34 protein-coding genes are annotated in these 25276 nt (G+C 45.8%); 4 read left to right on the top strand and 30 right to left on the bottom strand.

Annotated elements, in window-relative coordinates; genetic code table 11:
* Positions 1-84: 84 nt before the first annotated feature.
* A complete protein-coding gene (locus CXF82_RS08225; protein WP_102044013.1) occupies positions 85-687 on the top strand; it encodes a hypothetical protein in 603 nt (200 codons plus the stop codon).
* A gap of 632 nt (positions 688-1319) precedes the next feature.
* Here the strand turns inward: CXF82_RS08225 and CXF82_RS22555 are convergent.
* From CXF82_RS22555 to CXF82_RS08110, 24 genes are all read right to left on the bottom strand, one after another.
* The gene (locus CXF82_RS22555) at positions 1320-2747 is read right to left on the bottom strand and encodes a hypothetical protein (RefSeq protein WP_257982750.1); all 1428 of its coding nucleotides are present in this window, start codon (positions 2745-2747) and stop codon (positions 1320-1322) included.
* A complete protein-coding gene (locus CXF82_RS08215; protein ID WP_102044012.1) occupies positions 2744-3295 on the bottom strand; it encodes a baseplate complex protein in 552 nt (183 codons plus the stop codon). The genes CXF82_RS22555 and CXF82_RS08215 overlap by 4 nt, the downstream gene beginning before the upstream one ends.
* Positions 3296-3358: 63 nt before the next feature.
* Positions 3359-3571 carry a tail fiber assembly protein gene (locus CXF82_RS08210; RefSeq protein ID WP_102044011.1) on the bottom strand — a complete coding sequence of 71 codons (213 nt, stop codon included), beginning with the start codon at positions 3569-3571 and terminating at the stop codon, positions 3359-3361.
* 1 nt (position 3572) lies between these two features.
* Positions 3573-4232: a hypothetical protein gene (locus CXF82_RS08205; RefSeq protein ID WP_102044010.1), complete on the bottom strand. Its 660-nt coding sequence runs from the start codon at positions 4230-4232 to the stop codon at positions 3573-3575.
* Between the two features lies 1 nt (position 4233).
* A complete protein-coding gene (locus CXF82_RS08200) occupies positions 4234-4812 on the bottom strand; it encodes a phage tail-collar fiber domain-containing protein (protein ID WP_102044009.1) in 579 nt (192 codons plus the stop codon).
* The gene (locus tag CXF82_RS08195) at positions 4812-5489 is read right to left on the bottom strand and encodes a phage tail protein (RefSeq protein WP_102044008.1); all 678 of its coding nucleotides are present in this window, start codon (positions 5487-5489) and stop codon (positions 4812-4814) included. Before CXF82_RS08195 ends, CXF82_RS08200 begins: the two co-directional genes overlap by 1 nt.
* Complete coding sequence (locus CXF82_RS08190) at positions 5489-6676, bottom strand: baseplate J/gp47 family protein (RefSeq protein ID WP_180961182.1); 1188 nt, start codon at positions 6674-6676, stop codon at positions 5489-5491. Before CXF82_RS08190 ends, CXF82_RS08195 begins: the two co-directional genes overlap by 1 nt.
* Entirely contained in the window at positions 6657-7013 is a 357-nt protein-coding gene (locus CXF82_RS08185) for a DUF2590 family protein (RefSeq protein ID WP_102044006.1), read from the bottom strand. The genes CXF82_RS08190 and CXF82_RS08185 overlap by 20 nt, the downstream gene beginning before the upstream one ends.
* The gene (locus tag CXF82_RS08180; RefSeq protein WP_102044005.1) at positions 7010-9724 is read right to left on the bottom strand and encodes a phage tail tape measure protein; all 2715 of its coding nucleotides are present in this window, start codon (positions 9722-9724) and stop codon (positions 7010-7012) included. The genes CXF82_RS08185 and CXF82_RS08180 overlap by 4 nt, the downstream gene beginning before the upstream one ends.
* A gap of 24 nt (positions 9725-9748) precedes the next feature.
* The gene (locus CXF82_RS22765; protein ID WP_374702362.1) at positions 9749-9901 is read right to left on the bottom strand and encodes a DUF6890 family protein; all 153 of its coding nucleotides are present in this window, start codon (positions 9899-9901) and stop codon (positions 9749-9751) included.
* A gap of 41 nt (positions 9902-9942) precedes the next feature.
* The gene (locus CXF82_RS08175; RefSeq protein ID WP_102044004.1) at positions 9943-10209 is read right to left on the bottom strand and encodes a putative phage tail assembly chaperone; all 267 of its coding nucleotides are present in this window, start codon (positions 10207-10209) and stop codon (positions 9943-9945) included.
* Positions 10206-10472 carry a hypothetical protein gene (locus CXF82_RS08170; RefSeq protein ID WP_102044003.1) on the bottom strand — a complete coding sequence of 89 codons (267 nt, stop codon included), beginning with the start codon at positions 10470-10472 and terminating at the stop codon, positions 10206-10208. Before CXF82_RS08170 ends, CXF82_RS08175 begins: the two co-directional genes overlap by 4 nt.
* Complete coding sequence (locus CXF82_RS08165; RefSeq protein ID WP_102044002.1) at positions 10469-11038, bottom strand: hypothetical protein; 570 nt, start codon at positions 11036-11038, stop codon at positions 10469-10471. The genes CXF82_RS08170 and CXF82_RS08165 overlap by 4 nt, the downstream gene beginning before the upstream one ends.
* Before the next feature lie 10 nt (positions 11039-11048).
* A complete protein-coding gene (locus CXF82_RS08160; RefSeq protein ID WP_102044001.1) occupies positions 11049-11597 on the bottom strand; it encodes a glycoside hydrolase family 108 protein in 549 nt (182 codons plus the stop codon).
* Positions 11594-11797 carry a TraR/DksA C4-type zinc finger protein gene (locus tag CXF82_RS08155; protein ID WP_102044000.1) on the bottom strand — a complete coding sequence of 68 codons (204 nt, stop codon included), beginning with the start codon at positions 11795-11797 and terminating at the stop codon, positions 11594-11596. Before CXF82_RS08155 ends, CXF82_RS08160 begins: the two co-directional genes overlap by 4 nt.
* Before the next feature lie 10 nt (positions 11798-11807).
* On the bottom strand, positions 11808-12257 hold the full coding sequence (locus CXF82_RS08150; protein WP_102043999.1) for a phage protein: 450 nt from the start codon (positions 12255-12257) through the stop codon (positions 11808-11810).
* A gap of 39 nt (positions 12258-12296) precedes the next feature.
* Positions 12297-13400: a DUF2586 domain-containing protein gene (locus CXF82_RS08145; protein WP_102043998.1), complete on the bottom strand. Its 1104-nt coding sequence runs from the start codon at positions 13398-13400 to the stop codon at positions 12297-12299.
* 4 nt (positions 13401-13404) lie between these two features.
* Complete coding sequence (locus tag CXF82_RS08140) at positions 13405-14055, bottom strand: hypothetical protein (protein WP_102043997.1); 651 nt, start codon at positions 14053-14055, stop codon at positions 13405-13407.
* A complete protein-coding gene (locus CXF82_RS08135) occupies positions 14055-14552 on the bottom strand; it encodes a phage tail protein (RefSeq protein WP_257982749.1) in 498 nt (165 codons plus the stop codon). Before CXF82_RS08135 ends, CXF82_RS08140 begins: the two co-directional genes overlap by 1 nt.
* Positions 14549-15004, bottom strand: a complete 456-nt coding sequence (locus CXF82_RS08130; RefSeq protein WP_102043996.1) for a head completion/stabilization protein — start codon at positions 15002-15004, stop codon at positions 14549-14551. The genes CXF82_RS08135 and CXF82_RS08130 overlap by 4 nt, the downstream gene beginning before the upstream one ends.
* Positions 15005-15124: 120 nt before the next feature.
* Complete coding sequence (gene gpM / locus CXF82_RS08125; RefSeq protein WP_257982748.1) at positions 15125-15772, bottom strand: phage terminase small subunit; 648 nt, start codon at positions 15770-15772, stop codon at positions 15125-15127.
* Positions 15773-15810: 38 nt separating this feature from the next.
* Entirely contained in the window at positions 15811-16293 is a 483-nt protein-coding gene (locus tag CXF82_RS08120; protein WP_102043994.1) for a hypothetical protein, read from the bottom strand.
* Positions 16294-16387: 94 nt separating this feature from the next.
* Positions 16388-17416, bottom strand: coding sequence for a phage major capsid protein, P2 family (locus CXF82_RS08115; RefSeq protein WP_102043993.1), 1029 nt, complete (start codon positions 17414-17416; stop codon positions 16388-16390).
* A 49-nt stretch (positions 17417-17465) separates the two neighbouring features.
* Entirely contained in the window at positions 17466-18374 is a 909-nt protein-coding gene (locus tag CXF82_RS08110; protein ID WP_102043992.1) for a GPO family capsid scaffolding protein, read from the bottom strand.
* 208 nt (positions 18375-18582) lie between these two features.
* Between CXF82_RS08110 and CXF82_RS08105 the strand changes: the two genes are divergently transcribed.
* A complete protein-coding gene (locus CXF82_RS08105) occupies positions 18583-20373 on the top strand; it encodes a terminase large subunit domain-containing protein (protein WP_102043991.1) in 1791 nt (596 codons plus the stop codon).
* A complete protein-coding gene (locus tag CXF82_RS08100) occupies positions 20355-21374 on the top strand; it encodes a phage portal protein (RefSeq protein ID WP_102043990.1) in 1020 nt (339 codons plus the stop codon). The genes CXF82_RS08105 and CXF82_RS08100 overlap by 19 nt, the downstream gene beginning before the upstream one ends.
* 134 nt (positions 21375-21508) lie before the next feature.
* On the opposite strand, the gene CXF82_RS08095 is transcribed toward CXF82_RS08100, so the two are convergent.
* From CXF82_RS08095 to CXF82_RS08080, 4 genes are all read right to left on the bottom strand, one after another.
* Entirely contained in the window at positions 21509-21754 is a 246-nt protein-coding gene (locus tag CXF82_RS08095) for a hypothetical protein (protein WP_102043989.1), read from the bottom strand.
* Positions 21755-21864: 110 nt separating this feature from the next.
* The gene (locus CXF82_RS08090; RefSeq protein ID WP_102043988.1) at positions 21865-22272 is read right to left on the bottom strand and encodes a hypothetical protein; all 408 of its coding nucleotides are present in this window, start codon (positions 22270-22272) and stop codon (positions 21865-21867) included.
* Positions 22273-22528: 256 nt separating this feature from the next.
* Positions 22529-22711 (bottom strand): hypothetical protein, encoded by a 183-nt coding sequence (locus tag CXF82_RS22185; RefSeq protein WP_145991676.1) that lies wholly within the window; start codon positions 22709-22711, stop codon positions 22529-22531.
* A gap of 172 nt (positions 22712-22883) precedes the next feature.
* Entirely contained in the window at positions 22884-23132 is a 249-nt protein-coding gene (locus tag CXF82_RS08080; RefSeq protein WP_102043986.1) for a hypothetical protein, read from the bottom strand.
* Between the two features lie 253 nt (positions 23133-23385).
* Between CXF82_RS08080 and CXF82_RS08075 the strand changes: the two genes are divergently transcribed.
* Complete coding sequence (locus CXF82_RS08075) at positions 23386-23637, top strand: Ogr/Delta-like zinc finger protein (protein WP_102043985.1); 252 nt, start codon at positions 23386-23388, stop codon at positions 23635-23637.
* Here CXF82_RS08075 and CXF82_RS22290 read toward each other — a convergent pair.
* Positions 23561-23773: a hypothetical protein gene (locus tag CXF82_RS22290; protein WP_180961184.1), complete on the bottom strand. Its 213-nt coding sequence runs from the start codon at positions 23771-23773 to the stop codon at positions 23561-23563. The two genes, CXF82_RS08075 and CXF82_RS22290, sit on opposite strands and share 77 nt — an antisense overlap.
* A gap of 415 nt (positions 23774-24188) precedes the next feature.
* On the bottom strand, positions 24189-25276 hold a 1088-nt coding region (locus tag CXF82_RS08070; RefSeq protein WP_219621777.1), incomplete at its 5' end, for a hypothetical protein.

The following is a 25276-nucleotide window of genomic DNA, read 5'->3' as shown; positions in this document are numbered from 1 at the left end:
ATTCGCTTGTCATAAAGATAATTTCACATTAAAGTCAATAACTTATGGAAGTGTGAGTTTTGATGGCATATAGAGGTTTAAGTCATGGGTGCAGTTACAGAAAAAGAAGAAGATGTGAAACGAATTTTTGAATATTCAAAAATGGCTCTTGATTGGGCCTCTGTCAATGCTTATCGACGCATAGGCTTGCTATTGTTAATTGCTTCCATTTCATTCGGTGGTTGGTACGGGTACATAAATAATCTTTCTCAAAAAGTCACCTCTGAGATGCAGGCTGGCACGTCTATGTCTTGGAATTTATCCAACAGTAACTTATATAAATACGCAATTGACTCTGTGCAACTATGTCTTACCGCTATAGATAAATCTTCTGATTTGGAAGATTGGTATTGTAGCCAAGCTTTACTAATATTTAAAAATCGTTTGTCGAAAGCTGAGATTAAACACGAAAGTGAACTGATTGATAGAAAAGCTTACGGCGCGATGAAGGTTTATCTAGCCGATAAGGAAAGACAAATAAAGTACAATGAGCTTGTTAATATGAAGCCTAGTAACGACCGTATTTTACTTGAAAGTCTCCTTAGTTCCGTAGCCATAGGAGGCACTCTACTTTTCCTTCTAGCAATCTATTTTTTATCGGCTTACTTTCTTTACAAAAGAAGTGCCAGAGCTAGTAATGTATCATAAGCAACTAAATTTAGACTCACTAAAGCTGTCATGCCATTGCTCAACAAATAGCCCGCTAACATAGATTCATTTATTAGCTAGAGGTTACTATGCTTCTACTAATGAAGACCGTGAGTTAGAAGGGGTGTTCTAACTCACAGTCTTCATTCACTATAGATACTTTTACTTTCAGTTTATTTTGATCTAACTTAATGTTTTTATTGTGTTTGATCACTAGCCCTTTTTTATAACTCCTTGTTCAAACCCCACGAAAACCAGCGCAAACGCCGTGTTAATGCGGCTTTCACTATCACTCCCACTCTCAAAGCGCCTGTATGGAACTGTAAAACACTGAAATAAACTGCGATCATTTCAGATCTCCGATCATGTTAAAGCCCTAGGAATGGCGCTGGCTGCGCCTATGAACTGCAATAATCTAAAACTGAAATAAAAAAATGATAAAAAGCCCGCAGGAGGGGAGGAAGAGTGCGGATTCCGTGTGATTCTTTCTGCGTGGCTTAGTTTCCGTGACTCAAAGTCTTGGACCCAAGTCAGTGAGGTTTATCGAGGATGGTTGTTCTTATCTATACTGCAGGCAACAAAAAGCCCCGCTTGTTAGCTGGACTTGTGTGCGATGCTTAGGCTGTGTGTATTTACTTGGTGATGGGGTCGAGTCTACCTTTTTGACTGTTAGCTTGTGATGCTTGGCTGCTAAAGTCACCGGCTTGATTTGGTGTGGGACTGCTGCCATGTTTGTGGCTGGCGCAGGTTGAGGCCAGTGCGCTGACTGTAGCCATGAGTTCGGACAACAGTTTCAGTACATTCTCTCCTTCACTGCCTAACCAAGTCTTTGGGCTACGGTGATCTTGCTCGATGTTGGCAGTCACCTTGCGAGTCTTACATTGCAGCTCTGCTACTTTGCCGATGATATCGGTTAGCGACTCATCAGTTTTATTCTCAAAGTTACCTTTGTCATCAACGTGCTGATAAACCCCGTCACGTACCTGGTTGCGGCTTTCGCCCTCTTTGATAGCAGGAAGATCCCAACCGAACGGCAACACACAACGGATAAATGGTTTGTCTGGTCTGCCATAGGCAAAACCTATTTCAACTATGGCACCAATAGCTGGGGGCTCTAGTCGGCCTGCTTTGTTGCCTGCACCTGGTAGTGGTAATGGCACGGCATGCAATGCCGTTGATGTTGATTCGTTTCCGTCTTCATCGAGCAGCTGCACGTCAACAGCGTAACGTGGATAAAATGCATCGCTTGCGCATTCGCCATCAACCGTTGGCAGTTCTGGCAGTGCAATCACTTTGCCCCAACATGGCAGATGATAGCGGCCGGATAGCTCAGGAAGTATATTCGTGAGGCGGCGCTTTTGACTACGCTCATCCGCTCGAGTTGCGGTCCACGTTAGCGTCATGCTGTCACCTTCAAGCTCGACTTGCTTGATTCGGTGGCCATTGACCATTGCGCCTGGTCGCATTGCGGGCATGGCCATTAACTGCCAGCTGTTACCAAACTGATTTTTGCTGAACCCTTGGTCAATATCTAATGGCTTTGACGGCCAGCGGCTGTCTTGATAACTGCCAACAAAGATTTGCCCATCAGGTTGTTGATACCAAATACAGTCATTAATACCAAACACACCGCTTAAACTGGCGAGTAACTGGTAACCCGTGCCTTGGCTGGTAAAGTTCGGCACTTTGACATCAAGGTATACCGCATTGTCAGGGAGCACAAAACTAAGGCCTGTATCTTTGGCCAGTTGGGTGATCACCTGGCGAAACGTTGCATGTCTAATATTTATCGGACAATGCTCGGCTAACAGGCTCGATAGCTCGCGTACCACTATGCGGTGCATGCCCATATTACTCGGCGTTGCCTTGGTGATATAACCGCTAAAATAGCGCTGTAGCTTATTGCTGTAGCCAATATCAAAGGCCACAACTTGACCGAGTTTAACCTCGCCTCGCACCTCAAATACACCGCGACCAGCCGATGACAGCTCAAGCACTAAGTGATAATCCGCCAACGGTAGTACTTCAGTACCAACGGTTAATCGATTGCTCAGTTTCATGCAGGATCCCCAATAATGCTATCGATACCTGATAAAATCTTTTCCATTGATGATACTTTCACTTTCGGCGGAGCTTCGGTAATGGCAGCAGTGGGGATAACACTGGCCGTTTGCTCAGTGCTTTGACCTGTGCTGGCATCAGTTTGGGGCTGGCGCTGCTCTGCCACTTCGGGAATGCTTAAATATTCACGTAGTTGAAAACTTACATTCCACGCCAATAAAGTGGGGTGTTCTGGTGCTGATATTTGGCCGAAAAACTTCACTTGCCTAATTTTAACCGCGCGAGATAAGCCTGAACCAATACGGCGAACAAGGCGGTTGCCCGCCTCGTCTTTCGCTGTGGCCAGTTCAAACAAGCGTGATAACTGCCATTTATCGGTAAACGGAATTAAACCGGTGACTTTCAGCTCTTTGGCTTTATCACCTTGCTCACTGCTGGCAGTACTTGAGCTTTGCCCTGACATATCTTGTTCTGCAAGTTGCATCGATAGCGCAACCTTGCAGCTTTTCAAACTAATCAGTTCACCGTCTAACGCAATTTGGCTCATTTAATACTCCAGATTTAAAAGCGGCTCCACCTTAACTAAAGTAGAGCCCAATTTAGCGACTGCTTATTCGGGTTTGATGGGCCAAACAATATCATTCGGATTATCTGTCAATTGCGGTAAGTCGCGTAATGCTTGGCGATATTGAGCCAAGTTCTCTTGCGATTCTGTAGACAAAGGGCTATCTAACATTTGCGTGTAATCTGATTCTTTTAGCAAGCGATTTCGAACTGATTTAATCTCAAGCCATTGGCGATTAATGAATTTTAATTCAGTCATATTATGCTCCGCGTATATAGTTATTAGCAACAACCGTACTGTCAAGAGCATCTATAGGTACGGCATAAAAGTCTTTTGTTCCATATGGGTTTTCAACAACAGTGGCGTCATCTTCGATTATTCGAGGAACTGAACCTACTTGGCCATTCATAAATAAACTATATGACCAACCCCCTCTGAGCCAAACAGCTGAATAATAGGGTGTTGCAGCGCCTAGAATTTTCCCGACAAATGCTCTGTTGCTATAATAGTGATGTTCTTGCACTGCAAACTGAAAATCTCCCCCAGCTGACCAGTTTTGAAAGCGTACGAAATAATCTAAAATCCCGCCGTTTGAGACATCATCGTGCACGTATCGCCGAAACCGTAATTCCAACATTTGAGGCGTATAAAAGACAACGGCATAAAACTTATCAGGATCTAAATGCTTTAAATCTAACTTAGATAAATTGTTATTATTCGATAACGATAGCTGGTAACGATCATCAGCATTATCCTTAAATGCTTGATAATCTTCTTTTGCCTCATCAACCTTTTGATCAATCGCCCCCATCTTGCCCGCGACATCTTGAGCCAGTGCCTGTGATGCAGTGGTTTGTTCCTTTGAAGCACTGACCACATTGGAGACTTCACCGAGCAGTTCATCAATTGCTTGTGTCATATTAATTTCCCTCTATTTGCCTAATTCTTTCACTGAGTAACATGTTCCAATGGGCATTTTTAACGCCACAAACATTGGCACTGATTAAGCTTACCGCAGAGACTGCAGCGCTCATTTTTAGTTGAACAATCTCATTTGAATAGTCATACATCCAAGACTCAGCTGATACTTGCACTGGCATCGTATCGGCAATGCCCAAATGCTCTACCACAAAATTACGGCTGATGGTGTTGCCTTCATTTGAGCCCACCGAGCGTACTTTTTGCGTCGTCGGTACGTACGCAAACGCAACAAGTTGGTTGTTATGGGCAAGACCAATCCAATTAAAATTAAAGTCGCCCACATCTGGCAGTAACATTTGGCTAAAGGTGACTCTGTTTTTATCTATAATGCCGTGCTTTAACGGTGCAGCCCGATTGACAATTTTATCTGCAGAGGGCATAAGCTCGTTCGGTGGTTCTGGCGCTCGAAAGTCCAGCCCTGGAATAAAGGCAAATACAAACTCATCAATGATAAAGTCCTGCACGTTACCCACCGCGAGGGCGATATATTGTTCACCGAATGTCGTTAGTCGTGCCATTAGGCGCTCCCTACATGTAAGTGTTGATAGTCGTTATTGCACTCAGTCGCCGCCACTGCAGCTTCATTAAAATGCGCTAGTTCGCTATTGCTTATGGTTCTAATGGTTAATGTTTGAAAGTCTTGATTCGCTTCAGTAACAGCGACACTGTTCGTGACCAGGCGAGATGACAAATGGTCATAACGACGACACGTGCGTCCATAGCTGCGGATTAACTCTGCCAACAACGCTTGATTCGGCGCTATCTCTGTATCGTCAATTTCAATTGATACTCGGTCCCAGTCCATCCCTTCTTGTCGTTCTTTAATGCTGACCACATCAAGCCCAAAGCGCTGCATGATGTTAATAAATCCTTTTGTACTGCCCGCCTCTTTTGCATTGATAAAGGCATAGGCCACACGCTTGCGGTACAGCCACAAAGGCTCCACTTTAAAACGGGTGATATTGCGTTCCCAAGCCAATAAATTGAGCATGTCAATTGAGCAAGTTAACGGATCTTTTTGAGATAGAACCCAGAGAAACCAACCGCGAACACGGTGCCAGAAAGACTGCATCCCCTTGTTTAACATCGCGGGTTCTTGTGGCTCTGATGTCTTTGTCAGTGTTTCGCCATCCATCCACCAAGGTGGCGCTAACGTCGGTAACTTTGGGCTACTTGTATTCAAATCATCTGACATTAACGTACCCCTCGATTAGTGAGGGTTAAGTTGCTAATACGAGGCAGGGCAAGACCATTAACAATGTCGTCATTTGTCCAGCGCACACTTTTTAAGTTCGGCACCATGGCGTGCAATTCACTGCTTAGCGTTGAAAACACAAACACACTTTGTGGTGACGTTCTCGTGAGTAACGGGTACTGATCAGAACCCCGAAATGCAGCTCTGATCCGCGACGCTAAATCCTTCTCTAATGTGTTAATTTCATCATCGCTGAGGTTTGGTGCGTGCCAAATTTCAACTTTTAAATCGACAGGCATTGCCGTAATGGCTTGAGCGCGCAAGTCATCACCGTGGCCATGAAAACCTTGTTCATTGATATAGTCGTTGATGTCATCAATCATGGCTTGTGGCGTTTCGCCGACTTCCATCATCACATGACAATTGGCCGTACCAGGGCCGCGCGGTGCATCATGTTCAAAATAAAGTAAATCACTGCGAATACCGGCAAAGCTTGAAATGGTCGCGCGGTAGACCGCATCAATATGATAATTGCCGACACTAGAAAATTGGTCACGTATACGCAGGGCCAACTCTTCATCGGTTTCTTTATCCGCACCCGCTTGGGTTATCCAATCACCATGATTATTCACCGACTCAATACCTTCCACAGGAACGGGCTGCACATGGTAATAACCTTCACCCAAGTTAAACCCCGCCCCCGTCGTCTCGGCTTCGCATAAAACCGGGAGACTTAACGCGCCCGCGGGGATCACAACATCAGCTAATACTCTCAGTTTATAAACAGCCCCTAATGAACTGTCACTTTGTACGACGGTTCCCGCAGTCACCAATACAACGGCACTAATATCAGTTTTAGTAAAGGTGATATCACCTTGAGTTTTAGCGGCTAACTTGCGCTCCAGTCCTACATCCCACGCTTTTAACTCTAAATAGAATTCGGTCGCGGTGGCGGCGAACATGGCAGGCATTATGTGGGTTGCCAACAAGGTCTTAATGAGCCATAACACCGGCGTAACGACGCAAGCAGAAAACAGTTTCCAAAATGGGCTCATGGCGCTGTTGTTAGAAATAATAGAGTTAGCCGCCATAACATCGTCTTCAAGCAAAGCCGTGACCTCTTCTGCAGTTAACGGCACTCCTTCACTGGCTAAGACTTGTTCAAAATCAACTTTTGGGCGTGACATAAATGACCTCTGTATTAATGTTGCCAAATTCATACGTGGTGGCGGTAATAGCAATGAGCTGCGGCGCACGTATATCCAATTCAATAGAACCAGGTACTAAACGTGTATCGGTTTCAATAAGCAGTTCCATTTCGGTATACACATCGCTGCGCATGGTTTGACTGCGCTGGGCGAGTAACTTAGTCACAAGACCTGATTCCATCAGTAAATGCTTTACGTCTTGGGCAATACTGGCGCGGGTGTTGGTCAAATTAGGTTGTGCCCCAACATCAAGAGACAATCCCCCATCAACAATAAGCAAATCACTGTATTGGCTTAGTTGCGTGTTAGTCGTCATCCGGTCATTAGCTCCTGCTGCTCTGCTAGCTCAGCTAAACTGAAATTCTTTGGAGGATGCTTAATAATCACATCGCCAAACGTCAGGCTTTTGCTGTTTGATTGGCTCGCCACTCTATTCGCCTGGGCGCTCATTGCGGCTTGCTTATTAATACGCGGCTTAATCACATTGGTTACCATCTCGTTCGACGTAGGCTGAGAGTTGAATTGTGGCGTCACGGCCTCAGGTTGATATGGCGCAGGTAAATTGCGCTGCACATCAATCGATTGATTCAGTACGTCAGGCACCAAAGGAGAAGGCTGCACCAATTGCACGTGCTGTTGCTGTGTGACAGCTTCAGGCTGATATGAAACAGGCAAATTGCGTTGCATATCAATCGATTGATTGAGTACATCAGGCACCAAAGGAGAAGGTTGAACCAATTGCACATGTTGTTGCTGCGCCAACGCCTCAGGCTGATATGGCGCAGGTAAATTACGCTGCACATCAATCGATTGATTGAGTACATCAGGCACCAAAGGAGAAGGTGGCACTAATTGCACATGTTGTTGCTGGGTGACTGCCTCTGGCTGATATGGCGCGGCTAAATTACGCTGCATTTCTACCGTTTGAATATTGGTAGGCGCATCTAACCAAGGGCCTGTCATTGGTGCGGCATTCGGCACATCATTAGCAGCGCTTTGCTGCATCCACGTCGGCACGGCTTGCTGATTATGGTTTTTGAGTACCTCGGGAATAGTTGATTGTATTGCAGGCGCGGCAACGTCACCCATAATCGGCGTGACGTCAATATCGATACCTGGCAGCATATTTAACTTGTCTGCTATCCAGCCCCAAGTCTCTGCAAACTTAGCTTTAATGTCGTCCCACATCGATGAGAAGAAACTCCCCACATCAACAGCTTTACCGACTAAATATTGCACCCAAGCATCGTTAGTAAACCAACTGACTAGGCCGTTCCAAGCAGCACCTACAGAGTCAAATGCCCAAGTAAAACAATCAACGATACCTGTCACCACCCAATTAACGATGTTAACCAGACCGCCTATTCCATAAGCTATAGCGCCAAATACCGCCGCCCATACTCCGCCCATGATTTTGAGGTTAAACACCACCACATCAAGTAAAAAGCTCGCAAGGGGTTTTAACGCATTGAATACCGTTGCAACAATACTGAAAAAGCCACCAAACACGCTCATGACGATACCGCCCAGCGTTTTAAGTAGCCCAGCAATAGCATCAACCGCATACAATATGGGCTCACCCCATGCAGTGCCTACCATCATTGCTCGAAGATCATCAAAGTAATAAACGGCTAAGCCAACCACCGCAATAAGCGCTGCAATCCCCGCGACGACTAAGCCTACAGGATTGGCATACATGGCAATATTCACCGCAAGCATAATGCCGCGCAGTGAGGCCAAACCCGATGTTAATAGAGTATTTATCCCCGCCCATGCCATTGCCGCCACACCGTAAGTGGTCATGGCCATTTTGCCCACGCCCATCATCACAGTGAATGCACCACCTGCGGCCACAAGGCCAAGCAGTGCAATTGCGCCATAACCAAGCACGCGGGTTAAGTTAGGGAATGTTTGGGTAAACCACAGTACCTGTTTGCCCATATCGGCTATCCAGCCAACGAACTGATTAAACGCAGGCAGTACAGCAGAGCCGAACGCGGCGCGAATAACGTACCAGCTTTGGGCTAACCGTTCGCTTTGGTCGGTCATAGCAGCGGCCATCACTTCGGCTTGCCCCATGCCTTTAACGTCACCGAGTTTATTAATCGAACCCGCTAAACCGTCAATGTTACCCATTAATAATTTAACGGTGGCGACAGCCTCTTGCGAGCCAAAAGCTTTAGCCAGTGCATCGCCCTCGGCAACATCTAGTGTTTCGCCGTACTTGCCTTTAATTTTGTTAAGGATATCGACCATTGGCAGCATCGCGCCTTGAGCATCGGTAAACTGCAGGTTTAAGCCTTTTTGTGCTTTACCCACTCCCGCTAAAAACGCTTTGTATTTAGTCCCCGATTCACTGCCCGACATCGTCGCTTGCAACGTACCAAGAATAGCCATTTGCTCATGCATGCCAACGCCTGCGCTCTGCGCTTCGGCACCAATGGCCGTAAAGGCGCTCGACATTTCTGCACCGGTGGTTTTGAACGCTTGCACTGCCGTGGCCGTCATGCCCGTGACCTGGTTAACCCAATCACCTTTACCCATGGCGTTAGCATCATTTTTAAAGATGCCATACATGGTGCCCATATAACTGGTAATGGTGGCGGCATCCGCTTTAGTGGCTGATGCCAGCACATTTGAAGCGAGTGTAAACTGCGACAGATCCGAGTCGCTTAAGCCTTCAATCGCCGACTGAATGTCATAACTTGAACTGATAAAATCGGTGGCTGACTTGCCATATTTAAGCGCGTATTCGTATGACGTATCGGTTAACTGCTTAAGGGCAGATTGACGCACCCCAAGCGATTTAACCTCACCTAATGCGCGGTCCATTTCAATGGCGGGCATCAGTGCGTTTTGCAGTGCGTAACCGCTCGCCGCTATACCACCGATACCCGTGGCCATTTGCATCGTTCCGGCTTGGTAGTTAGCGGCTAGCCCGCTAAATTGCTGCGTGATTTTAGCAATAGGTTTAGTGATCTGGTCAACTAACCCAACGGTAAACATCAATGGTTTTGGTAGGCTCATTGGTGATCACTCTCCCTTATGTTATTAGCTGGCTTTGCCAGAGAAGGCCCTATTAACGCCATTAGCGGTGACAATTTCGAGGCTCTCTAAGTTGTTTTTATGCAGCCAAAGTGCTCTCGCGATTGACTGTTCACTATCATCTTCATGTGGCAGCAGATGCCGCCTAATGGCCAGCATCTGCTCAAACTGGTTGCTTTCAATGGCCTCAACCAGTGCGGTTATTTTTTTACGGCAATGTCCAAAGCCGGTGCAAATTCACCTTTCAAAGTGCCTGCAATTTGAACGTCTGCGCCAGGTGATTCGGCCAGTAAGGTTTTAAGCTCTTCTTTTTGGTCTTTATCAACGGAGCGGATCACAAAGTTATGCGAAGCACTACACACCGAACCGCCACGCGACACGCTATCAACAAAATCAGAATGGTCGTTAACCGTCATGTTGAATTTAAATTCCGTGGTGCCAATCGTTAAAATCACTGTCTTTTTCATGCTGCATCCTTATCTTTATTGGTAGTGAGTAAGTCTTTTAGGTTGTTAAATCCATCTCTCATTTGGCGTTCCATTCGGTCGCCTAACTCTTTTACGTCATCCTTGGTGGCATAGTTTTCTGCCACATGGGTCTTATGATCACTCAGCTCTTTGGTGGTGTTTTTGTGAGCGCTAAACAAGCTGACTAGTAGCGGCACCAAGATGGTGAGCACTAAGCTGATAAAGGCGATAGCAACCATTAACCAAGTGGCAAGTTCTGTCATTTTGTTTTCCCTATTAGGCTTAATACGCCAGAAAACAGCGACTCAGGCGGCGTATTAGAAACCGCCTGGTACTTTTGCTGTTTCTCTTTGGTGCGCATGCCAAAGTAGGCGCGTAACAAAGCTGTAGGCGTGCCTAATATCGCCACAACTAACGGCCAATTATCACCAATGGCAACAATGGTCTCGGCATCACCGTGATACATGGCCACGGCTAAAAAGGAGATCAGCACTATCACTGAGAACGCCACAATCTTGGCCATCATTATTGCTATGGCTGGCCGCGTTGAATGGCCTGTTTTATCAACATCACCCAAGGCTTGGATCACATTGGTGTGTTCTTTAATGGCAGTGATTTCAACATCAAATTGTTTAGTTAATACCTGCGCTTGCACTTCGGCAGGTAATGCAGCAACTGAATCTTGTATTTCAGCGCCAGTGGCTTTATCACCTAGCTGTTTGTCATCAGGCAGAAACCCGTTAACCACTTTAAGAATGGTGTTACCGCCTGGGATCACATCGGCCAAAATAGAGGTGCCGACCTTGCCTAGAATGCTGAGTAAGTTCATCGATAACCCCTTATAAATGTACGATGCGTTTAAGCCAGCCAAACTGATACTTTTCTTGGCTTTCATCTTTCACTGCAATGTTGATGCAAAAGCTGATGCGCTGACCACGGACCGCTTCAATCAGTACTTTCAAGCCGCTTTGCTTACGATGATCAATAAATTTGATTAATGCGCGCAGCGTTCGGCTACCAACGACACCGTCGGCGGCTAAATCTGGGTACAGTGTTTGGCGGTTGTTGAGTACGTTGAGTACTCGCTGCAAACATTTACCTGCACGGCTAACACCGGAGTTAACCCCAAAATCGAAAAGCTGCTCGGTAAGTACTTCGCTTAATGGCTGGATCTCGTCCAGTTTTAACGGTGCCCAGTAACGGTCTTGATAGATTTTAAAAGCCAGTTCATAAGGCAGATCACGCATAACCCCTTTAAAGCCATACTCACGTGCTACTTTTGCTGTGATGCCGTACATGGTTTCGCCGCCGCGATCAGTAGGGTCATTCACATAACCGCCCTCACGCTCTATTACCTCAGCTATCAATCTGTTGCGTAATTGGCTCATCGCTTTTTCTCACTTAATGTTTGGCAATCAATACACAGCTCAACGCCTGGCACCGCGTTACGCCTTGCTTGGCTGATGGCGTCATCGCATTCAATACAGTGGCTAGCGCTGGGTTTTGCAGGTTTAGCTAACATGCGTCGCGACCTTGCCCTGGCTTCTGCCCGTTCTTCATGTTTTACCGCTAAATCTGCATCATCCATTGGCTAGTCCTTATTGAACGATGTGTTCAATTTCATCAGGGCGCAGGTACGGCACGCCGTCGATATGCACAAAATCGGGGCTAGTGACATCAAACGGAATTTTAAACAGACTAGCGCTGCCGCCCTTTGGGTCGATATCGAGCAGATCACTTAACTTGATGCGACACCCAAAACACTCAACCTTCATTTCGTCTTGTGATGTCTTGGCGTAAAACTGAAAGTCAAAGTTTTCCATTGCACGCCACGCACCGGCGGCTTTGGCTTGTTGGCTGATGAGGGCAAAGTTAGCCGCGTTAACAGTGATTTCACCGTTCGCAGCAACATCACCATCAACGGCCCCATCGGGCACCCCGCCCGTTTGTGACACGCCACTGTTATCAGTGATCGTCACCGAGGCACTATCGACCTGCACTTGGGTATCACCCATGTGTATTCTAAAATTCATTCCGGATAAACGCATGTTGCTTGCTCCTCAGATACGTTGCGTGAGTCTTAGTGCCTAAAGCACGCTAAGATCCAACATAATATTGACGGTGATTGATTTAGGGCTGTTATATGGGCGTACGACCATGGCAATAGTCACCTTGGTTTTGCTTATCCATACAATGGCAATATCGCCATCACGCGGCGGCGTAATATCACCCGGGAACGGCACTCCATTAACGGTGGTCGTTTTGCTCATCATGCGCAGCGGCTTGATAAAGTAGGCTTTGTTAAGTTCAATGCTGGCAGGGGTTGAGTTAAGAATACGGTTAGCTACACGCAAAATTGCACGTACACGCACTTCGCGACTGGCTTTGTGTACCACACGCAGGTTTTCAATCACCTGAAAATCGCCGCCTTCCACTTCAAGCGTCGAACCGTCGCCCCAATACACGCCCGCAACATCTGGATACCACTGCGGCACACTGAGTCGCGCTTTAGCTAACGTACTCAAACTTGCTAATGACAACGGTGTTTCTTCTGAATCGGTTGGCATAACACCAAGGCCAGCAACAGAGCCTGTGGCCACACGCATGGGTGAGTCAGCAATACTCACGCTGCGGTTACATAAACGCCCAGCGAGCACACCAACATTGTTGCCATTTAGCTGAGGCACAGGCACCACTAATGGCAGCGCTAGGCCTGCAACCAGTGCGGTTAACTTGGCTTCGTACTGCGGCCATGTTTCGTCAGCACCAATGCCCGGCAATGCAACAATGACTGAGCACCAACGGCCATGAGAGCCCTGCAGTGCTAAGACTGCATCAGAAATACCACTGATAGTTTGTGCAGTTTTTTGCACGTCACAGACAACGACCGTTTCAAAGCTCTGCACTTCGTTAGCATGTCCAATGGCGGTTGCAATGGTTTCATCTACAGCAAGTGGATACGCGCCCGCCGTCCAGTTCTGACCAGCGTTAAGCTGCGCGGCAATCAGTTGCTTGCGCAAATTGCTATCAACAAACATGGACTCGATATCACTTTGGGCATTAAGCGAAAACAGCTGGCTCGCTTCGTCGCTTTTACCCGCTAAACCAATAAATAGGAAATGGCGCTCTATGGCTTGCACCTCACCCTGTGCTTGGTTTTGGTTGTTTACGGTAACGTTACCTAATGGCATGGGGTTATCCTCTCGTTTGGCTTAGTAGTTTGGCTAATTCTGTTTGCACATTTTCGGTCGTATCACCAAGGAATGGGCGAGGCGATACTTGAATATTCCAACTTGGATTTTGCCTTGTACCTCTCATCATGCGCAGTACTAACCCAGCTTGACCCAGCGTCATATTTTTCATAATTTCAGATATCGTCGCTCGTCTATATCCCTTGCCTTTTCCTTTACGGATTTTGTAACCTTCTCGTGCCAATGCCTTGGCTTGCCGCCGAGAGCATGGCCCTTGGTAGTCAGGTATACCGTTCCGTTTTTTGGCTTTTTTAGCGGTGTATCTTTCAATCCCCCCCTCTTGTTGAAAGGCCGCAACACGCCCAGTTTGAGTTGATTGATGCTTAAGCTCTAACCGGTTGGCGCTTTTGACATACGGCTCTAATCGGCGAGTCATTTTCTTAAGCATTTTGGCTTTACGGCCATCGGCACGGGCCGCAAATTTATGACCGTTAACTGAGGTTTGGCTGCTTATGCGCTTACGTGCTAAGGCGCGTTCCTGGCGACCTAATGTTTTTAAAATTCGCACTCTTTTTTTAGCGGGTAACGTAGCCAAAATCAGTTGGTCTTTAACGCTTAACGCCTGCTTTTTGTTGGCGCTGATAACGAGGCTCATCAGTCACCCGCCATCGATACGTCGGTTTCAATACTGTCAGCAATATTGATAGGCACTAGCGACACACGATAGCGACCACCGTTGAATTGCACAGGGCCGTTGTCATCGGGGATCAAATCAATGTCATCCATCAGCTGCACTTCTATCAATACGGTGGCGCTGTCTTTGCTCACGACATCAATATCGATTTCAGGGTCCTCTAAACCGTACTCATCACGGGGCCAATCACTGTCAATCAAATAGGCCGACACCATCGCAAACAAGTTGTATGGGTTAATTTTCCGATGGGGAAAATTCTCTAGTGCTATCACCGCCGAGTGCTTCCACTTAGCAACTTGATAGCCCTCTTGGCCCTTGTCTTCACCGCTTAAGATCAAAGTGCCGCGCTCTTGCCAGGCATCTATATCGTTGGCTTTGATTACCGGTTTAAGGCTGGCCAGTAAAAATTCGGTGAGCTGTTGCAGCTGTGTCTTGGTTTGCATAGTCGTTACACTCATAAGCTGTGCACTCCGGCACGGCCAAGGCCAAGCAGCAAGCGAACGCTGCGATTAGATTGCGCTAACATCACATTTTGCTGGTCAACATCTTGAGCTTTATTGTTGCCAGCCTCTTTTTGGTCGACGGCAGAAAAATAGCCCAGCAAATCGGCATGACTGCGGGCATATACTGCCCCGCGGTAAATGCTGACTTGCTGCTCCTTGAAATCTGGAACCAGACTCGCGTCAAGGGCGAAAGGGGCTTCCGTGCCCTGCACTGTCGTGATGAAGTTAATTAGCTGTGTCTGTATCTCTACAACACTGCGATTGAGTGAGTCGGCTAGCACCTGCTCTTCAAAGGTTTCGGGTATGCGGCGGTGCTGACGAAACTCGCCAGTTGAAAACGCAGGCCAACCGCTTTCTGAGTCGATAGCGATGCTTGCTTGTGCTGCTGCCTCAAATCCAAAACTCATCGCTTTCGCCTTAGTGTTGCTATTCAATTGGGTTCAGTGCGGTTAGCGTCGACGTGGTTATTAACAGTCACCTGTCAAACACTCGGCTAGCGCACTGGAGGGTTGGGAGTCGGTCCCTGTTTACGGTATCTCTTGGCCTGTCTCTTGTGAGCCATAAGCTTCGAGGGCACGTAAACGCATATCAATCTGGTTTCTAACGGTCTTTACCCCGGCGTTTTTATACAGGCTGGCCGCTTTTTCAAGAAAGCTGTCTGCCTGCTGCAGTAAATCCGCATCGCCGATACTGCTTGGCTTAACTTCACCCGTCGTGCCTCGCAGTAAGCTGAGACCTTTGAACTTATAGAACTTAGCGGTAATGGGTTCAGCCAGTTTCCAATGGTGTACAACCTGGTTGAATACCTGAGAAAAGTAAGGCTCAACACTGCGACCATATTCAGCCTGAGTTTCGCTCCAATCGAATACCGTATCGGAGATAAAACTCGGCCACTCGCGGCGAATACCTGGCGCCATAGGTTGGCCCAGTTCGATGGCCTTAAATGCCAGTTCAAGCGCTCGGCCAAAGTCAGCAATATCGAACAGCCAAATAATGCAGCGAGCAAATAAAGGGTTGTCATAAGGTTTCTCTCCACTGTTCACCTGCGCTAAATACTCATTTACGATGGGTTGCCACTTGGGCAGTAACACATCGCGCTTGTGGGTTATCTTGTCCTGCCGTCTGGCAAAGCTCTTGAGCTTTTTCAGGTCGGCATCGAGTGCAATCAATTGCAAATGCAGACTGGGGGCGTATGAGGCACTCCCCGTTTGCGCTACTTTTTCGAGCTTTCGTTTCGCTTCGTGCTTTTCTCTGAAGGCGAGGATTGCGGCCCCGCCGACGGCTTTTTTAGCTCTGCAGTCGCTTCTTTAAGATCAGCGGTCACATCAGCAATTTCATCAGTGCGGTGAACTAAGTCACTCGACGCTTCACTTACATCGCTAGCGGCAGTTTCAACAGAGTCAGCTGCTTGTTCTACTGTGCTGGCAGTGTCTTTTAAATTAGATTCGATAACGGTTTTGTCACCGTCTGCAGCGGGCTCAATGTCTATCGTCATTTGACTAGAATGTGCTCTTTGCGCTACTAACTCAGTTGCTTTGGCAATGGCGTCTTGTTCATCACAACCAAGAAGTGCAGCCAGTAAACGCAGCGCCGGATTGGTATCCATAGGTGCTGCCATCGTTGGCTTTTCAGTGCTGCCTTGCGCGGCGGCTTGTTTGGCTTCGTGGCGTTTTTTGAAATTTGCAAAGGCACTCATGATGGTTCCCTCAGGTATTTGTTATATGTTGGCTAATTCAATGGCCAAGCTAATGGTTTGAGCCATTAGCCAGGCGTTGATAAATATCTAAGCGTTAAGCCGCTGGAGCCGCACCGATGTTCATTGCGGCTTCATCGACGGCGCCATAGCCCTGGAACTCTTCGATGGCATAACCTTCCATGCGCCAATACTTGTCTTCATGTTGCTTACGATCTTCAACATTCTCAGACTTACGCGAGCGGGTGCCCTTCTGGGTATAGAGGTGCAGGTTAGAAAGCAGAGTCACAGTGATACGTTTACCGGGGAAGAACGGCGGCGTGTAGGCCTTTAATCCACCAATCGATTTATCCATCTGTTGCGCGGCCACTTTCTCACTCGGCTTGTTGGCCTCATTCATCATTTTGGTTTGTGCGGTTGCGGTTAAGTCGCTCCCCACCAAGACAACCAAACGCGGGTCATTACGCAAAGAGGGATGGATCAAGGTGTTTTTAATTTCAGTGACAATGGCATCGAGTGTTTTGTACTCGCCATCTTTCAATACACCAGTAGCGTCAGGATTGAAGTAAATAGGATCCGTCATGATTTGCACTGGCGCTTTCTCTTTAACGATTTGATGCCAGCCTTTGTTAACATCTTCACCCATGGGATTAGCATCAGGATCCGAATCAACCGCGACCGATGTGCCATTAAAACCCACTCGCAGCATATCGAGCGCAAAACGCAGTGTGGTGTTTTGGCTCATCAGCTGCATAAACTGGCCTTGCGTGCCAGCATTAGCCCACACGGCAAGGGTTGCCCACGGCACTGTAGAACAGGAATCTGTTTCTACTAGCTCGTAGTTATGACCATTGAGACCATTTTCAGTGAAAAATCGCCCGGATTTCTTACGGCCAGTAGCAATACCATAGTTACCCACCTTAACGACCTGGCCTTTAATCTGGTCAACGTCCATGGTGGTGATGAGTGACAGAAACTCTACCGAATCAAGCAAGGCGGCTTTTAATTTGGTTTCCATTGGGCCAGTAACGCTGAATTGATGTTGAACATCATCAACGCCATAGCTTTGTGCCATGTTCGCGCCGTAGGCCAGCAAACAGGCGAGTGCGACTGGTGTTAAATTCATTTTGCTCTCTCTTCTTTAGTGATGAATGTCGGCTATCGATTGCAGCGCTTTACACAACAGTGAATGATTCGCCCTTGCCTGCTGGATCAGGCTCTTGACCACCGGTCTCTTGGCTTAATGTATTGAACTTGGTTTCCATACTTTCAAACTTAGCTACCAATCCCGTGAGGCTTTCGTTTAAGGTGCTGAATTGCTCAGTGGTAATAGTGGTGCCTTCAGGCTTGCCTGTGTCTTGCTCACCTTCAGGCTTACCCTTATCACCGCCCTCTTGTTCACCTTCTGGCTTTTTGCCAAAGGCTTCGACTTTGGATTCAAGCCCCTCCAGTCGAGTACCAAATGTTGTAAATTGGCCCATCAAGGCTTCAAACTGTTCTTTGTTCATGGGTTCTTCCTCAGAAGGTTCGGGTGCCAGTTCTGGCGAATGTGATTTAAAGAAGTTCTTCAAAATGCTGTAGAGGTGCTTTTCTTGCTTGGGCTGTTCGTCACTTTCGGCGTGTTCAACATCGGGATAACCGATAACCAGCTGTTCAGGCGCGCCATATTGATGGGTATCAAAGCGTTCTTTCGTTGAGAACTTAAGGCGATCAGTACCTAAACTGGCTGGTTCATCAGTTACGCCCAAACCTGTGAGGTAAGCTTTACCCGATTGGGCAAAATTGGGGTCGAGTTCGATAGAGGTAAATACTTTTTGGTCTTGCTCGTTGGCAGAGATCAGTTGAGTATTTGGTTTTAACTTGGCGAACAAACGCAGTTTGCCATCTTGCTCTTCGGTTTTAACTTCAAGCACATCACCCCAGGCACCATACCAACGACGATGATCTGGCCAGATACGGGCACCATATGTTTCGACGGTATAGGTTTCAGCAATGTCGACTAACCATTGACGCTCAATAGGTACATTTCGGAATGTCTGCCCTTCGGTGGCGATACGCACCCAATCTGTTTTCAATTGACTCATATTTGGCTCATCTACGCTGGTTAATCGATGGTGATATCTGATTTAGGTGGCCAGCATAGCCAGATGAAATGCCCTTGGCACTGAGTTAAGTTCGGCTCAATTCGGATCTATACCCATATCCGAATTGAACCGAACTAAAGTCAGTTATAGGCTTGAAACTAATGAATACACTGGGGCCAGTTTTCAATTGTGTGAGCAACATTAACCCTTGGCTAAATACTCTCCCGAAATACGCGAAGCAGCAAAACGGCTCTATTTAAGACGAGGGACGCCTGAAGAGATCCGCCTTGAACTTGGCTTACCCAATAGCCGCATCATTTATTTCTGGGCCGATAAGTACAGCTGGCGCGATATGTTGCGTGAAGAGGAAGTCGACGAGGCGATAGCTCGCCGCATTGTGCTGCTAGCCGATATTTCCGATAAATCGGGCATGCAGATCAAAGAGCTCGATATGCTTATTGAAAAGCATGTGAAGTTGAAAAAGCAGCGAGCAACACTCGAACGCGCTGCAGCGGGTGAACAGGAAGGTCATTCACAAGCCAAAGCTGGAAAAAATAACGACTCAGATAAAGGTGGTAACAATCCAAAACGTAAAGGGCGTAAACGTAAGAATGATGTGAGTCACCTCACTGCCGATGATTTTGCCCCATGGTTCGCCACCCTGTTCGAATACCAAAAGACCATGCATGATAATTTGCATCAGCGTATTCGTAACATTCTTAAATCGCGTCAAATCGGCGCTACCTATTACTTTGCCGGTGAAGCATTCGAACAGGCTGTGTTGACCGGTGATCCGCAAATATTCCTGTCGGCGTCACGTGCTCAAGCCGAAGTTTTCCGCACCTATATTGTCGCCATCGCACAAGAGTTCTTTGAAATCGAGTTAACCGGTAACCCGATTGTGTTGCATACCGCCCATGGTGATGCAGAGCTGCGTTTCTTAAGTACCAACAGTAAAACCGCGCAGAGTTACCACGGTCATGTGTATGTGGATGAATACTTCTGGATCGGCAAGTTTGATGAACTCAACAAGCTTGCATCGGCCATGGCCACGCACAAAAACTGGCGTAAAACCTACTTTTCAACCCCCTCGACCAAAGCACACCCCGCTTATACCTTCTGGACGGGCGATCACTGGCGCAGAGGTAAAAGCGAGCGCGAGTATGTTGAATTCCCCAGCTTCGATGAATATCGCGACAATGGCAGATTATGCCCAGATAAACAGTGGCGCTATGTGGTCAACATTTATGATGCGCTGCGCGGTGGTTGTCAGCTGTTCGATATCGATGAGCTGCAGGATGAATATAACGACGATGATTTTAATAACCTGTTCATGTGCATCTTTGTCGATGATGCCGACTCGGTATTTAAGTTTAGCGACCTGGATAAATGCACCGTCGATGCTGATCACTGGACCGACTTTAAGCCCAAAAATCCAAGGCCATTCGCAAGCCGTGAGGTATGGCTGGGCTATGACCCGTCACGAACGCGCGACAATGCCACTCTAGTAGTGATAGCGCCGCCCATTAAAGAGGGTGAGAAATTCCGCGTACTTGAGAAACATGCCTGGCGCGGATTGAACTTTCAGCATCACGTGAGTGAGATACAAAAGATTTATGCCCGATATCACGTGACCTACATTGGCGTCGATACCACCGGCATTGGCATGGGCGTGTTCGACCTAATTCAAACCCTTTACCCACGCGAAGCAATGGCGATTCATTACAGCGTCAGCAGTAAGAGCCGCTTGGTACTCAAGATGATTGATGTGGTGCAAGCACGCCGGATCAGCTGGGACGCCGAGCACAAAGACATAGCTATGTCCTTTTTAGCCATACGTAAAACCAACACCGCCAGCGGTGACAACATGACATTTAAGGCAGGCCGAGATCAAACCACTGGCCACGCAGACGTATTTTTTGCGATTGCCCATGCGGTAATTAATGAACCCCTTAACCACGCACAAAAAGGTAAATCCACATGGTCCCTGTCGAAATAGCTGCCAATGATGCAGAAAGTAATGTAACTCCGGAGCAGAGTCATGCCCCTGTGGTTTTCAGCCTGCCCGAAACCGTTATGCCTAACATGTGGCTCACCGATTATGACTCACTCTATTACAACCAAATGGATGACTACTGGGAGCCGCCCGTTGATAGGCATCTGTTGGCTAACCTCACCCGCCGTAATGCTCAACATGGTGGCATAGTGCAGAGCCGCGCCAATATGGCGGCGAGCCGCTTTACCTCTGGGGGCATGTCAGCACAGGAAGTTGAGGCGACCTTTTTAAACCTGGTGCAATTTGGTGATGTTGCCTTGCTCAAAGTTCGCAACGGCTTTCGCCAGGTGCTGCGTTTATTCCCGTTGCCCAGTTATCGCACCCGCGTGGGTAAAGATGGTGGCGCAGTAGTACTCGAGCGCAATCAACAGGTCAAACGCTATAAAGCCAAAGATGTGATTTGGGTGCGCCAGTACGACCCCGTGCAGCAAATTTATGGTTGCCCCGATTATCTTGGCGGGCTGCAAGCGGCGTTGCTTAATGAAGATGCCACCCTGTTCAGACGTAAATACTATATCAACGGCGCTCACATGGGTTTCATCATGTACGCCACCGATCCGAACCTGGACCCCGAAGTTGAAGAGGATATCAAAACCAAGATTCAGGACAGTAAAGGCGTGGGTAATTTCAAATCACTGTTTGTGAATATTCCCAACGGTAAAGAGAAAGGGCTGCAAATAATCCCCGTGGGTAATTTTGAAAGTAAAGATGAGTTTATGAACGTGAAGAACGTCAGCGCCCAAGACGTACTTAACGCCCATCGTTTCCCGCCTGGACTAGCCGGGATCATTCCGGCCAACACTGCAGGTCTTGGCGACCCGGCCAAATATGATGAGGTTTACTTTAAGAATGAGACTAAGCCGCTTATTCGGAAAATGGTGAATGCGGTAGAGCAAGATCCGGAAGTCGGCGGCAAGTTAGCGCTGGTGTTTGATTTGGGGTGATGGCGTTAGTGTAGCTGTAAAGCTACACTATTCGGGGCTATTGGTAACGCTGCGTTAAACGGCTAAAACACTGTTAGTTTTACTGTGTAACAAAGCGGAACTTGCTAACTATTAAGAACCGTTTTAATGAATTGTTAGGTAACTTTAATGGCTATATCCCCGACAAACGGTGTCGGAAACCATTTTTTTTTGTCTTCAGAGTATGTAAAAACACTAGCTAAACCGTTGTCTAAATCATGTACGGCCAGAACTTTCTCAACTTCATTATCTGATATTTTCACAGCTGTATACTGAGTAGTTGTTCCAACGGTAACAATACCTTTCTTTTTAAGCGACTGGAAAGCATCATTCAATTCAGATTGTTCTATTTTCTTGTTCACTACTAATTCCTTATATTGGTTTTGGAAGGAGATAATAAGTTCTATTTTAGATCCTAATGATTTGCTTAACGCCACCAGAGCTGGCAGTCAAATTGACAGGCCTTGTTTGATTACGAACGCCTTCTCGTCGATTTATTTGAAAAAATAGTTTTTTGAAATATTTCGTATATTATTTCAGTTGTACCAAAGCCCGATAGCTCTTGTTCTAGGTTGGGGCTGTCACCAAAATATTGATAGTACAATGTACCGCAACCTTTGTAGAAATCTAGAAACAAGTAGCTTGTATAATCATAAATACCAAGGTCAGCAAACTCATTTACAATTGCTAAATTTTGTTGAGTACATTCCCCTGTTTCTCCTTCATAGCCAGACATGTTGAATCTTCTGTGTTCTTTAACGAAATCTTCCAGACGAATACTTTTCAAATGTCCCTGAATCTCATCACTGAATGCCAGCCTTTTTCGGATGAAATCCATCACTTCCTCTTTAGTTTTGGATTCTAATTCTTCTTTTGTCATACTCTTTATCCCTTAATCTAACGCCTTACTAAATATTAACAACCTGTTACTGGTCGCTTTTGTTTTGTTGGTTTTCAGGTTAAAAATCAGACCAACAAGCTGTGTGATCGCAATCTACACAGATTAAGTCTTGAGTATCTTGTCCCATCATTTTTTCTTTTGCAGGTGTCTTTGTTGAGCCACAATTTGGGCAAACTGCTCCAGCACGTTTCATATTTATCTCTCTTTTTCGTTAAGTTTGTTAAAACGATATATATTAATTTTGTTCTTTAGCTTTCCTAGCTTCTTCTGGCCAATTACGTCCAAAGCCAGCTTTTCCACATTCATCGCATATAAAATCACCCGTTGCACTTCCTAGGTAGTACTCTTTTGATAAATTAGTATGAGCGCAATTCGGAACATTTATAGTTTTTACATCTTGCATTTGAGTTGCTTTCATTTTACTCCAGTACATCACTTAGAGTGATATCATTGTTTATGTGTAATAAATTACGAGTAACACTGACACATAACGCCGCATTCATCGGTTTATCCGGTGCAATGCTTTGTTATTGCCAACGCTGATGCAGAGACTTGGATATGATAGTTAAAATCCCGATTAAACTTGCAAATTAATCATTCCAGTCCCGAGCCATATACCAAAGATGTTTTGTCTCATTATTTTTATGCTCAGTTCTATGTTCAAATGTTGACTGTGGCGTTGAACCATTGCAAACGAAAGTTACTTCAGCAATTAATTTACTATTAGTTTCTTCGTAGTTAATAAAATAGTCACTATAATTTAGATCTTCATAACAAATTTTAATTCTCTCTTGTAACGCACTTATTGCTTCTACTGATGGTTCTATTAATTTACCCATATGTACTCCTTGAAGTGCCAAACACACATTTTTGCATATAACATCTGATTATGCGGCCCCTGTAAGCTATCTTACCTTGCAAGGTTAAGCCTATGATAGTCAATCAAATATCGCATAATATTGGTCTATATAGGATTTTATCAAAAAATAAATAATTTGCATGACAAGCATTACCACTCCTAGCTTACAGCACTGTTCAAAAACACAGTGTTATCACGTAAACTAAGCAGATTAAAATAATTGGGAGATTGTGATGCGGGTAATGTGTCCAGGCTGTGGTTCTGTTGCGATAATTGGAAAAACAAATCGGCTGAGTTTGGCCCATGCCGATCTTTACTGTTCATGCTCTGACCCTGAATGTGGCCACACCTTCGTGACCAATTTAAGTTTCAGTCACACGTTAAGCCCAAGCTCTCGAACGTCCAGTGCTATTGTGTCGGAACTGGCTCGGGCACTCTCCCCAGTCCAACGTCAGCAACTGCAACAGGAATTAAACCTGTTGTGATATACAGTTGCCTATGAATCTCTAGTACATCGGCGAGTATCGCGTTGCATACATCCTTTTCAGCCTCTGTATCTAGGTTAGGAAACAGTCCATTCAATAGGTCTACTTTCTGGTACAGCATAGATTCATCAGTCATAACTCAATTTTCCATAATTGGCACACCAACTGCGGTGCCTAACCTATTATTCATATTTTTGACCGATTTTTAGTTTTCAAAATTTGAATTGGAAAAAGTGATGTTTTCATTGAAAACTTTATCCAAAACAAATGGGGCCGAACGATTGAAACTCAGTAGTAGTGTAATCCACCCATCATTTCTGAGGCCACCACCAAATATTAGATACCAAGTACAGTAGCGAATGGATTGCTATTAATATATCATTTTATTAAGCATTTTTTGTTAATAGTCCCTGGCGGAATCTCAACCCCAAAGAAGTACAACTGGACGAAAAATGAATTAGTTTAATAAAAAGTCAAAGTCAACTGTATATGAATACAGTTGACTTTAAGTTCTCACGATAGAGTTGCAATAACACTCTCAAATATTTTAGTTAATCACAAAAACCATCGGCATCGTCAACGTCATTGTTATCCTCATCTTCCTTTTCGACGTACATCCAACCATACTCTCTCATACCTGAAGGGTCTCTTCCTATAAGTACATAAAATCTCATCGTAGTCGTTGTGCCAACTCTTCCACAGAATGCTTCTTCATCAGGGTCATCTAGAAATTCATCGGTCATTTCATTATCACCTGTAACTTCCTGCTGATCACAAACACTCATACTAGCCAATGTGTCAGCATCAAAGACTTGATAACCTCGACTAGTTTTTCGTACGAACCCACTCAAAGATTGACCACTTGAATTCTTACTTCTCAATAAATCAACCTCTAATTGAACTGCGAAATCTTCGGAAGGTGATCCATGTACAGCTTTTAATGTTACGTCATAAACCCCTACAGAGTGATCTGCAAAATTTTCATAGTGGACGACCCCTTCAGTAGCTTTCTCGAAAGTGAGACCAATAACCGGAGAACTCCAACCAGCCATAGAATGAACTTTGTCTACAATCCGATCAATATATCCACGATTATTGTACCTATTCGTTAATATAGTCTCCATACTATTAAGAACCTTTCTGTCTTTTACCAAAGAGTCATAAATACTGTCGTTAAATTCCCCATTTGCAGCAAAAGGACTTGTACAACTGTAGCCAACTCCAGCACTATTATAAGTACTTACTAAATTATTACTCTTCAACGGCGCTGAATGAGGAAACAAATTATCACCAGACGCCGCATCTTCAAGTAATTGTCTTCTAAGTTCTCTTAGCTCGTAAAAAAAGTCTATCTCATCAGGGGTAAGATTATCTTTACTGTATTCAAGAAAGTATTTTCCATGCTCAATTTCATACTTGGTCACTCGCGTATGTGCTGAATCAGAAAAAAACATGTTGTATTCCTTAAACTCTGCATCATAGCACTCGTCCTCTTCGTAATATGGGCAACTTTTAGTGTATTTAAACTTCGCTCTTATAATGCTCTCCATTTGACTAGTCGAACAGTTTTCACAGTATTCAACAAGTGCATCCGCAGCATAAGACTGATTTGAACTAAGCAAAGCAGGGAGGGTAAGTA

Source organism: Shewanella sp. GutDb-MelDb, assembly GCF_002836075.1.
GTDB lineage: Bacteria > Pseudomonadota > Gammaproteobacteria > Enterobacterales > Shewanellaceae > Shewanella.
Note: the sequence above shows the minus strand (reverse complement) of the source record. Positions and strands in the feature narration are given on the sequence as shown.

What these genes read in the sequence shown, in the direction of transcription:
- CXF82_RS08115 (WP_102043993.1), bottom strand. Translation starts at nt 17,416, where the DNA reads ATGAATTTAACACCAGTCGCACTCGCCTGTTTGCTGGCCTACGGCGCG.
- CXF82_RS08110 (WP_102043992.1), bottom strand. Translation starts at nt 18,374, where the DNA reads ATGAGTCAATTGAAAACAGATTGGGTGCGTATCGCCACCGAAGGGCAG.
- CXF82_RS22555 (WP_257982750.1), bottom strand. Translation starts at nt 2,747, where the DNA reads ATGAAACTGAGCAATCGATTAACCGTTGGTACTGAAGTACTACCGTTG.
- CXF82_RS08075 (WP_102043985.1), top strand. Translation starts at nt 23,386, where the DNA reads ATGCGGGTAATGTGTCCAGGCTGTGGTTCTGTTGCGATAATTGGAAAA.
- CXF82_RS08180 (WP_102044005.1), bottom strand. Translation starts at nt 9,724, where the DNA reads ATGAGCCTACCAAAACCATTGATGTTTACCGTTGGGTTAGTTGACCAG.
- CXF82_RS08215 (WP_102044012.1), bottom strand. Translation starts at nt 3,295, where the DNA reads ATGAGCCAAATTGCGTTAGACGGTGAACTGATTAGTTTGAAAAGCTGC.
- CXF82_RS08225 (WP_102044013.1), top strand. Translation starts at nt 85, where the DNA reads ATGGGTGCAGTTACAGAAAAAGAAGAAGATGTGAAACGAATTTTTGAA.
- CXF82_RS08090 (WP_102043988.1), bottom strand. Translation starts at nt 22,272, where the DNA reads ATGACAAAAGAAGAATTAGAATCCAAAACTAAAGAGGAAGTGATGGAT.
- CXF82_RS22765 (WP_374702362.1), bottom strand. Translation starts at nt 9,901, where the DNA reads ATGCTGGCCATTAGGCGGCATCTGCTGCCACATGAAGATGATAGTGAA.
- CXF82_RS08135 (WP_257982749.1), bottom strand. Translation starts at nt 14,552, where the DNA reads ATGAGTGTAACGACTATGCAAACCAAGACACAGCTGCAACAGCTCACC.
- CXF82_RS08185 (WP_102044006.1), bottom strand. Translation starts at nt 7,013, where the DNA reads ATGACGACTAACACGCAACTAAGCCAATACAGTGATTTGCTTATTGTT.
- CXF82_RS08200 (WP_102044009.1), bottom strand. Translation starts at nt 4,812, where the DNA reads ATGGCACGACTAACGACATTCGGTGAACAATATATCGCCCTCGCGGTG.
- CXF82_RS08165 (WP_102044002.1), bottom strand. Translation starts at nt 11,038, where the DNA reads ATGAACTTACTCAGCATTCTAGGCAAGGTCGGCACCTCTATTTTGGCC.
- CXF82_RS22185 (WP_145991676.1), bottom strand. Translation starts at nt 22,711, where the DNA reads ATGAAAGCAACTCAAATGCAAGATGTAAAAACTATAAATGTTCCGAAT.
- CXF82_RS08170 (WP_102044003.1), bottom strand. Translation starts at nt 10,472, where the DNA reads ATGACAGAACTTGCCACTTGGTTAATGGTTGCTATCGCCTTTATCAGC.
- CXF82_RS08210 (WP_102044011.1), bottom strand. Translation starts at nt 3,571, where the DNA reads ATGACTGAATTAAAATTCATTAATCGCCAATGGCTTGAGATTAAATCA.
- CXF82_RS08140 (WP_102043997.1), bottom strand. Translation starts at nt 14,055, where the DNA reads ATGAGCCTCGTTATCAGCGCCAACAAAAAGCAGGCGTTAAGCGTTAAA.
- CXF82_RS08130 (WP_102043996.1), bottom strand. Translation starts at nt 15,004, where the DNA reads ATGAGTTTTGGATTTGAGGCAGCAGCACAAGCAAGCATCGCTATCGAC.
- CXF82_RS08155 (WP_102044000.1), bottom strand. Translation starts at nt 11,797, where the DNA reads ATGGATGATGCAGATTTAGCGGTAAAACATGAAGAACGGGCAGAAGCC.
- CXF82_RS08195 (WP_102044008.1), bottom strand. Translation starts at nt 5,489, where the DNA reads ATGTCAGATGATTTGAATACAAGTAGCCCAAAGTTACCGACGTTAGCG.
- CXF82_RS08205 (WP_102044010.1), bottom strand. Translation starts at nt 4,232, where the DNA reads ATGACACAAGCAATTGATGAACTGCTCGGTGAAGTCTCCAATGTGGTC.
- CXF82_RS08120 (WP_102043994.1), bottom strand. Translation starts at nt 16,293, where the DNA reads ATGAGTGCCTTTGCAAATTTCAAAAAACGCCACGAAGCCAAACAAGCC.
- CXF82_RS08100 (WP_102043990.1), top strand. Translation starts at nt 20,355, where the DNA reads ATGGTCCCTGTCGAAATAGCTGCCAATGATGCAGAAAGTAATGTAACT.
- CXF82_RS08080 (WP_102043986.1), bottom strand. Translation starts at nt 23,132, where the DNA reads ATGGGTAAATTAATAGAACCATCAGTAGAAGCAATAAGTGCGTTACAA.
- CXF82_RS08145 (WP_102043998.1), bottom strand. Translation starts at nt 13,400, where the DNA reads ATGCCATTAGGTAACGTTACCGTAAACAACCAAAACCAAGCACAGGGT.
- CXF82_RS08190 (WP_180961182.1), bottom strand. Translation starts at nt 6,676, where the DNA reads ATGTCACGCCCAAAAGTTGATTTTGAACAAGTCTTAGCCAGTGAAGGA.
- CXF82_RS22290 (WP_180961184.1), bottom strand. Translation starts at nt 23,773, where the DNA reads ATGACTGATGAATCTATGCTGTACCAGAAAGTAGACCTATTGAATGGA.
- CXF82_RS08175 (WP_102044004.1), bottom strand. Translation starts at nt 10,209, where the DNA reads ATGAAAAAGACAGTGATTTTAACGATTGGCACCACGGAATTTAAATTC.
- CXF82_RS08150 (WP_102043999.1), bottom strand. Translation starts at nt 12,257, where the DNA reads ATGCGTTTATCCGGAATGAATTTTAGAATACACATGGGTGATACCCAA.
- CXF82_RS08160 (WP_102044001.1), bottom strand. Translation starts at nt 11,597, where the DNA reads ATGAGCCAATTACGCAACAGATTGATAGCTGAGGTAATAGAGCGTGAG.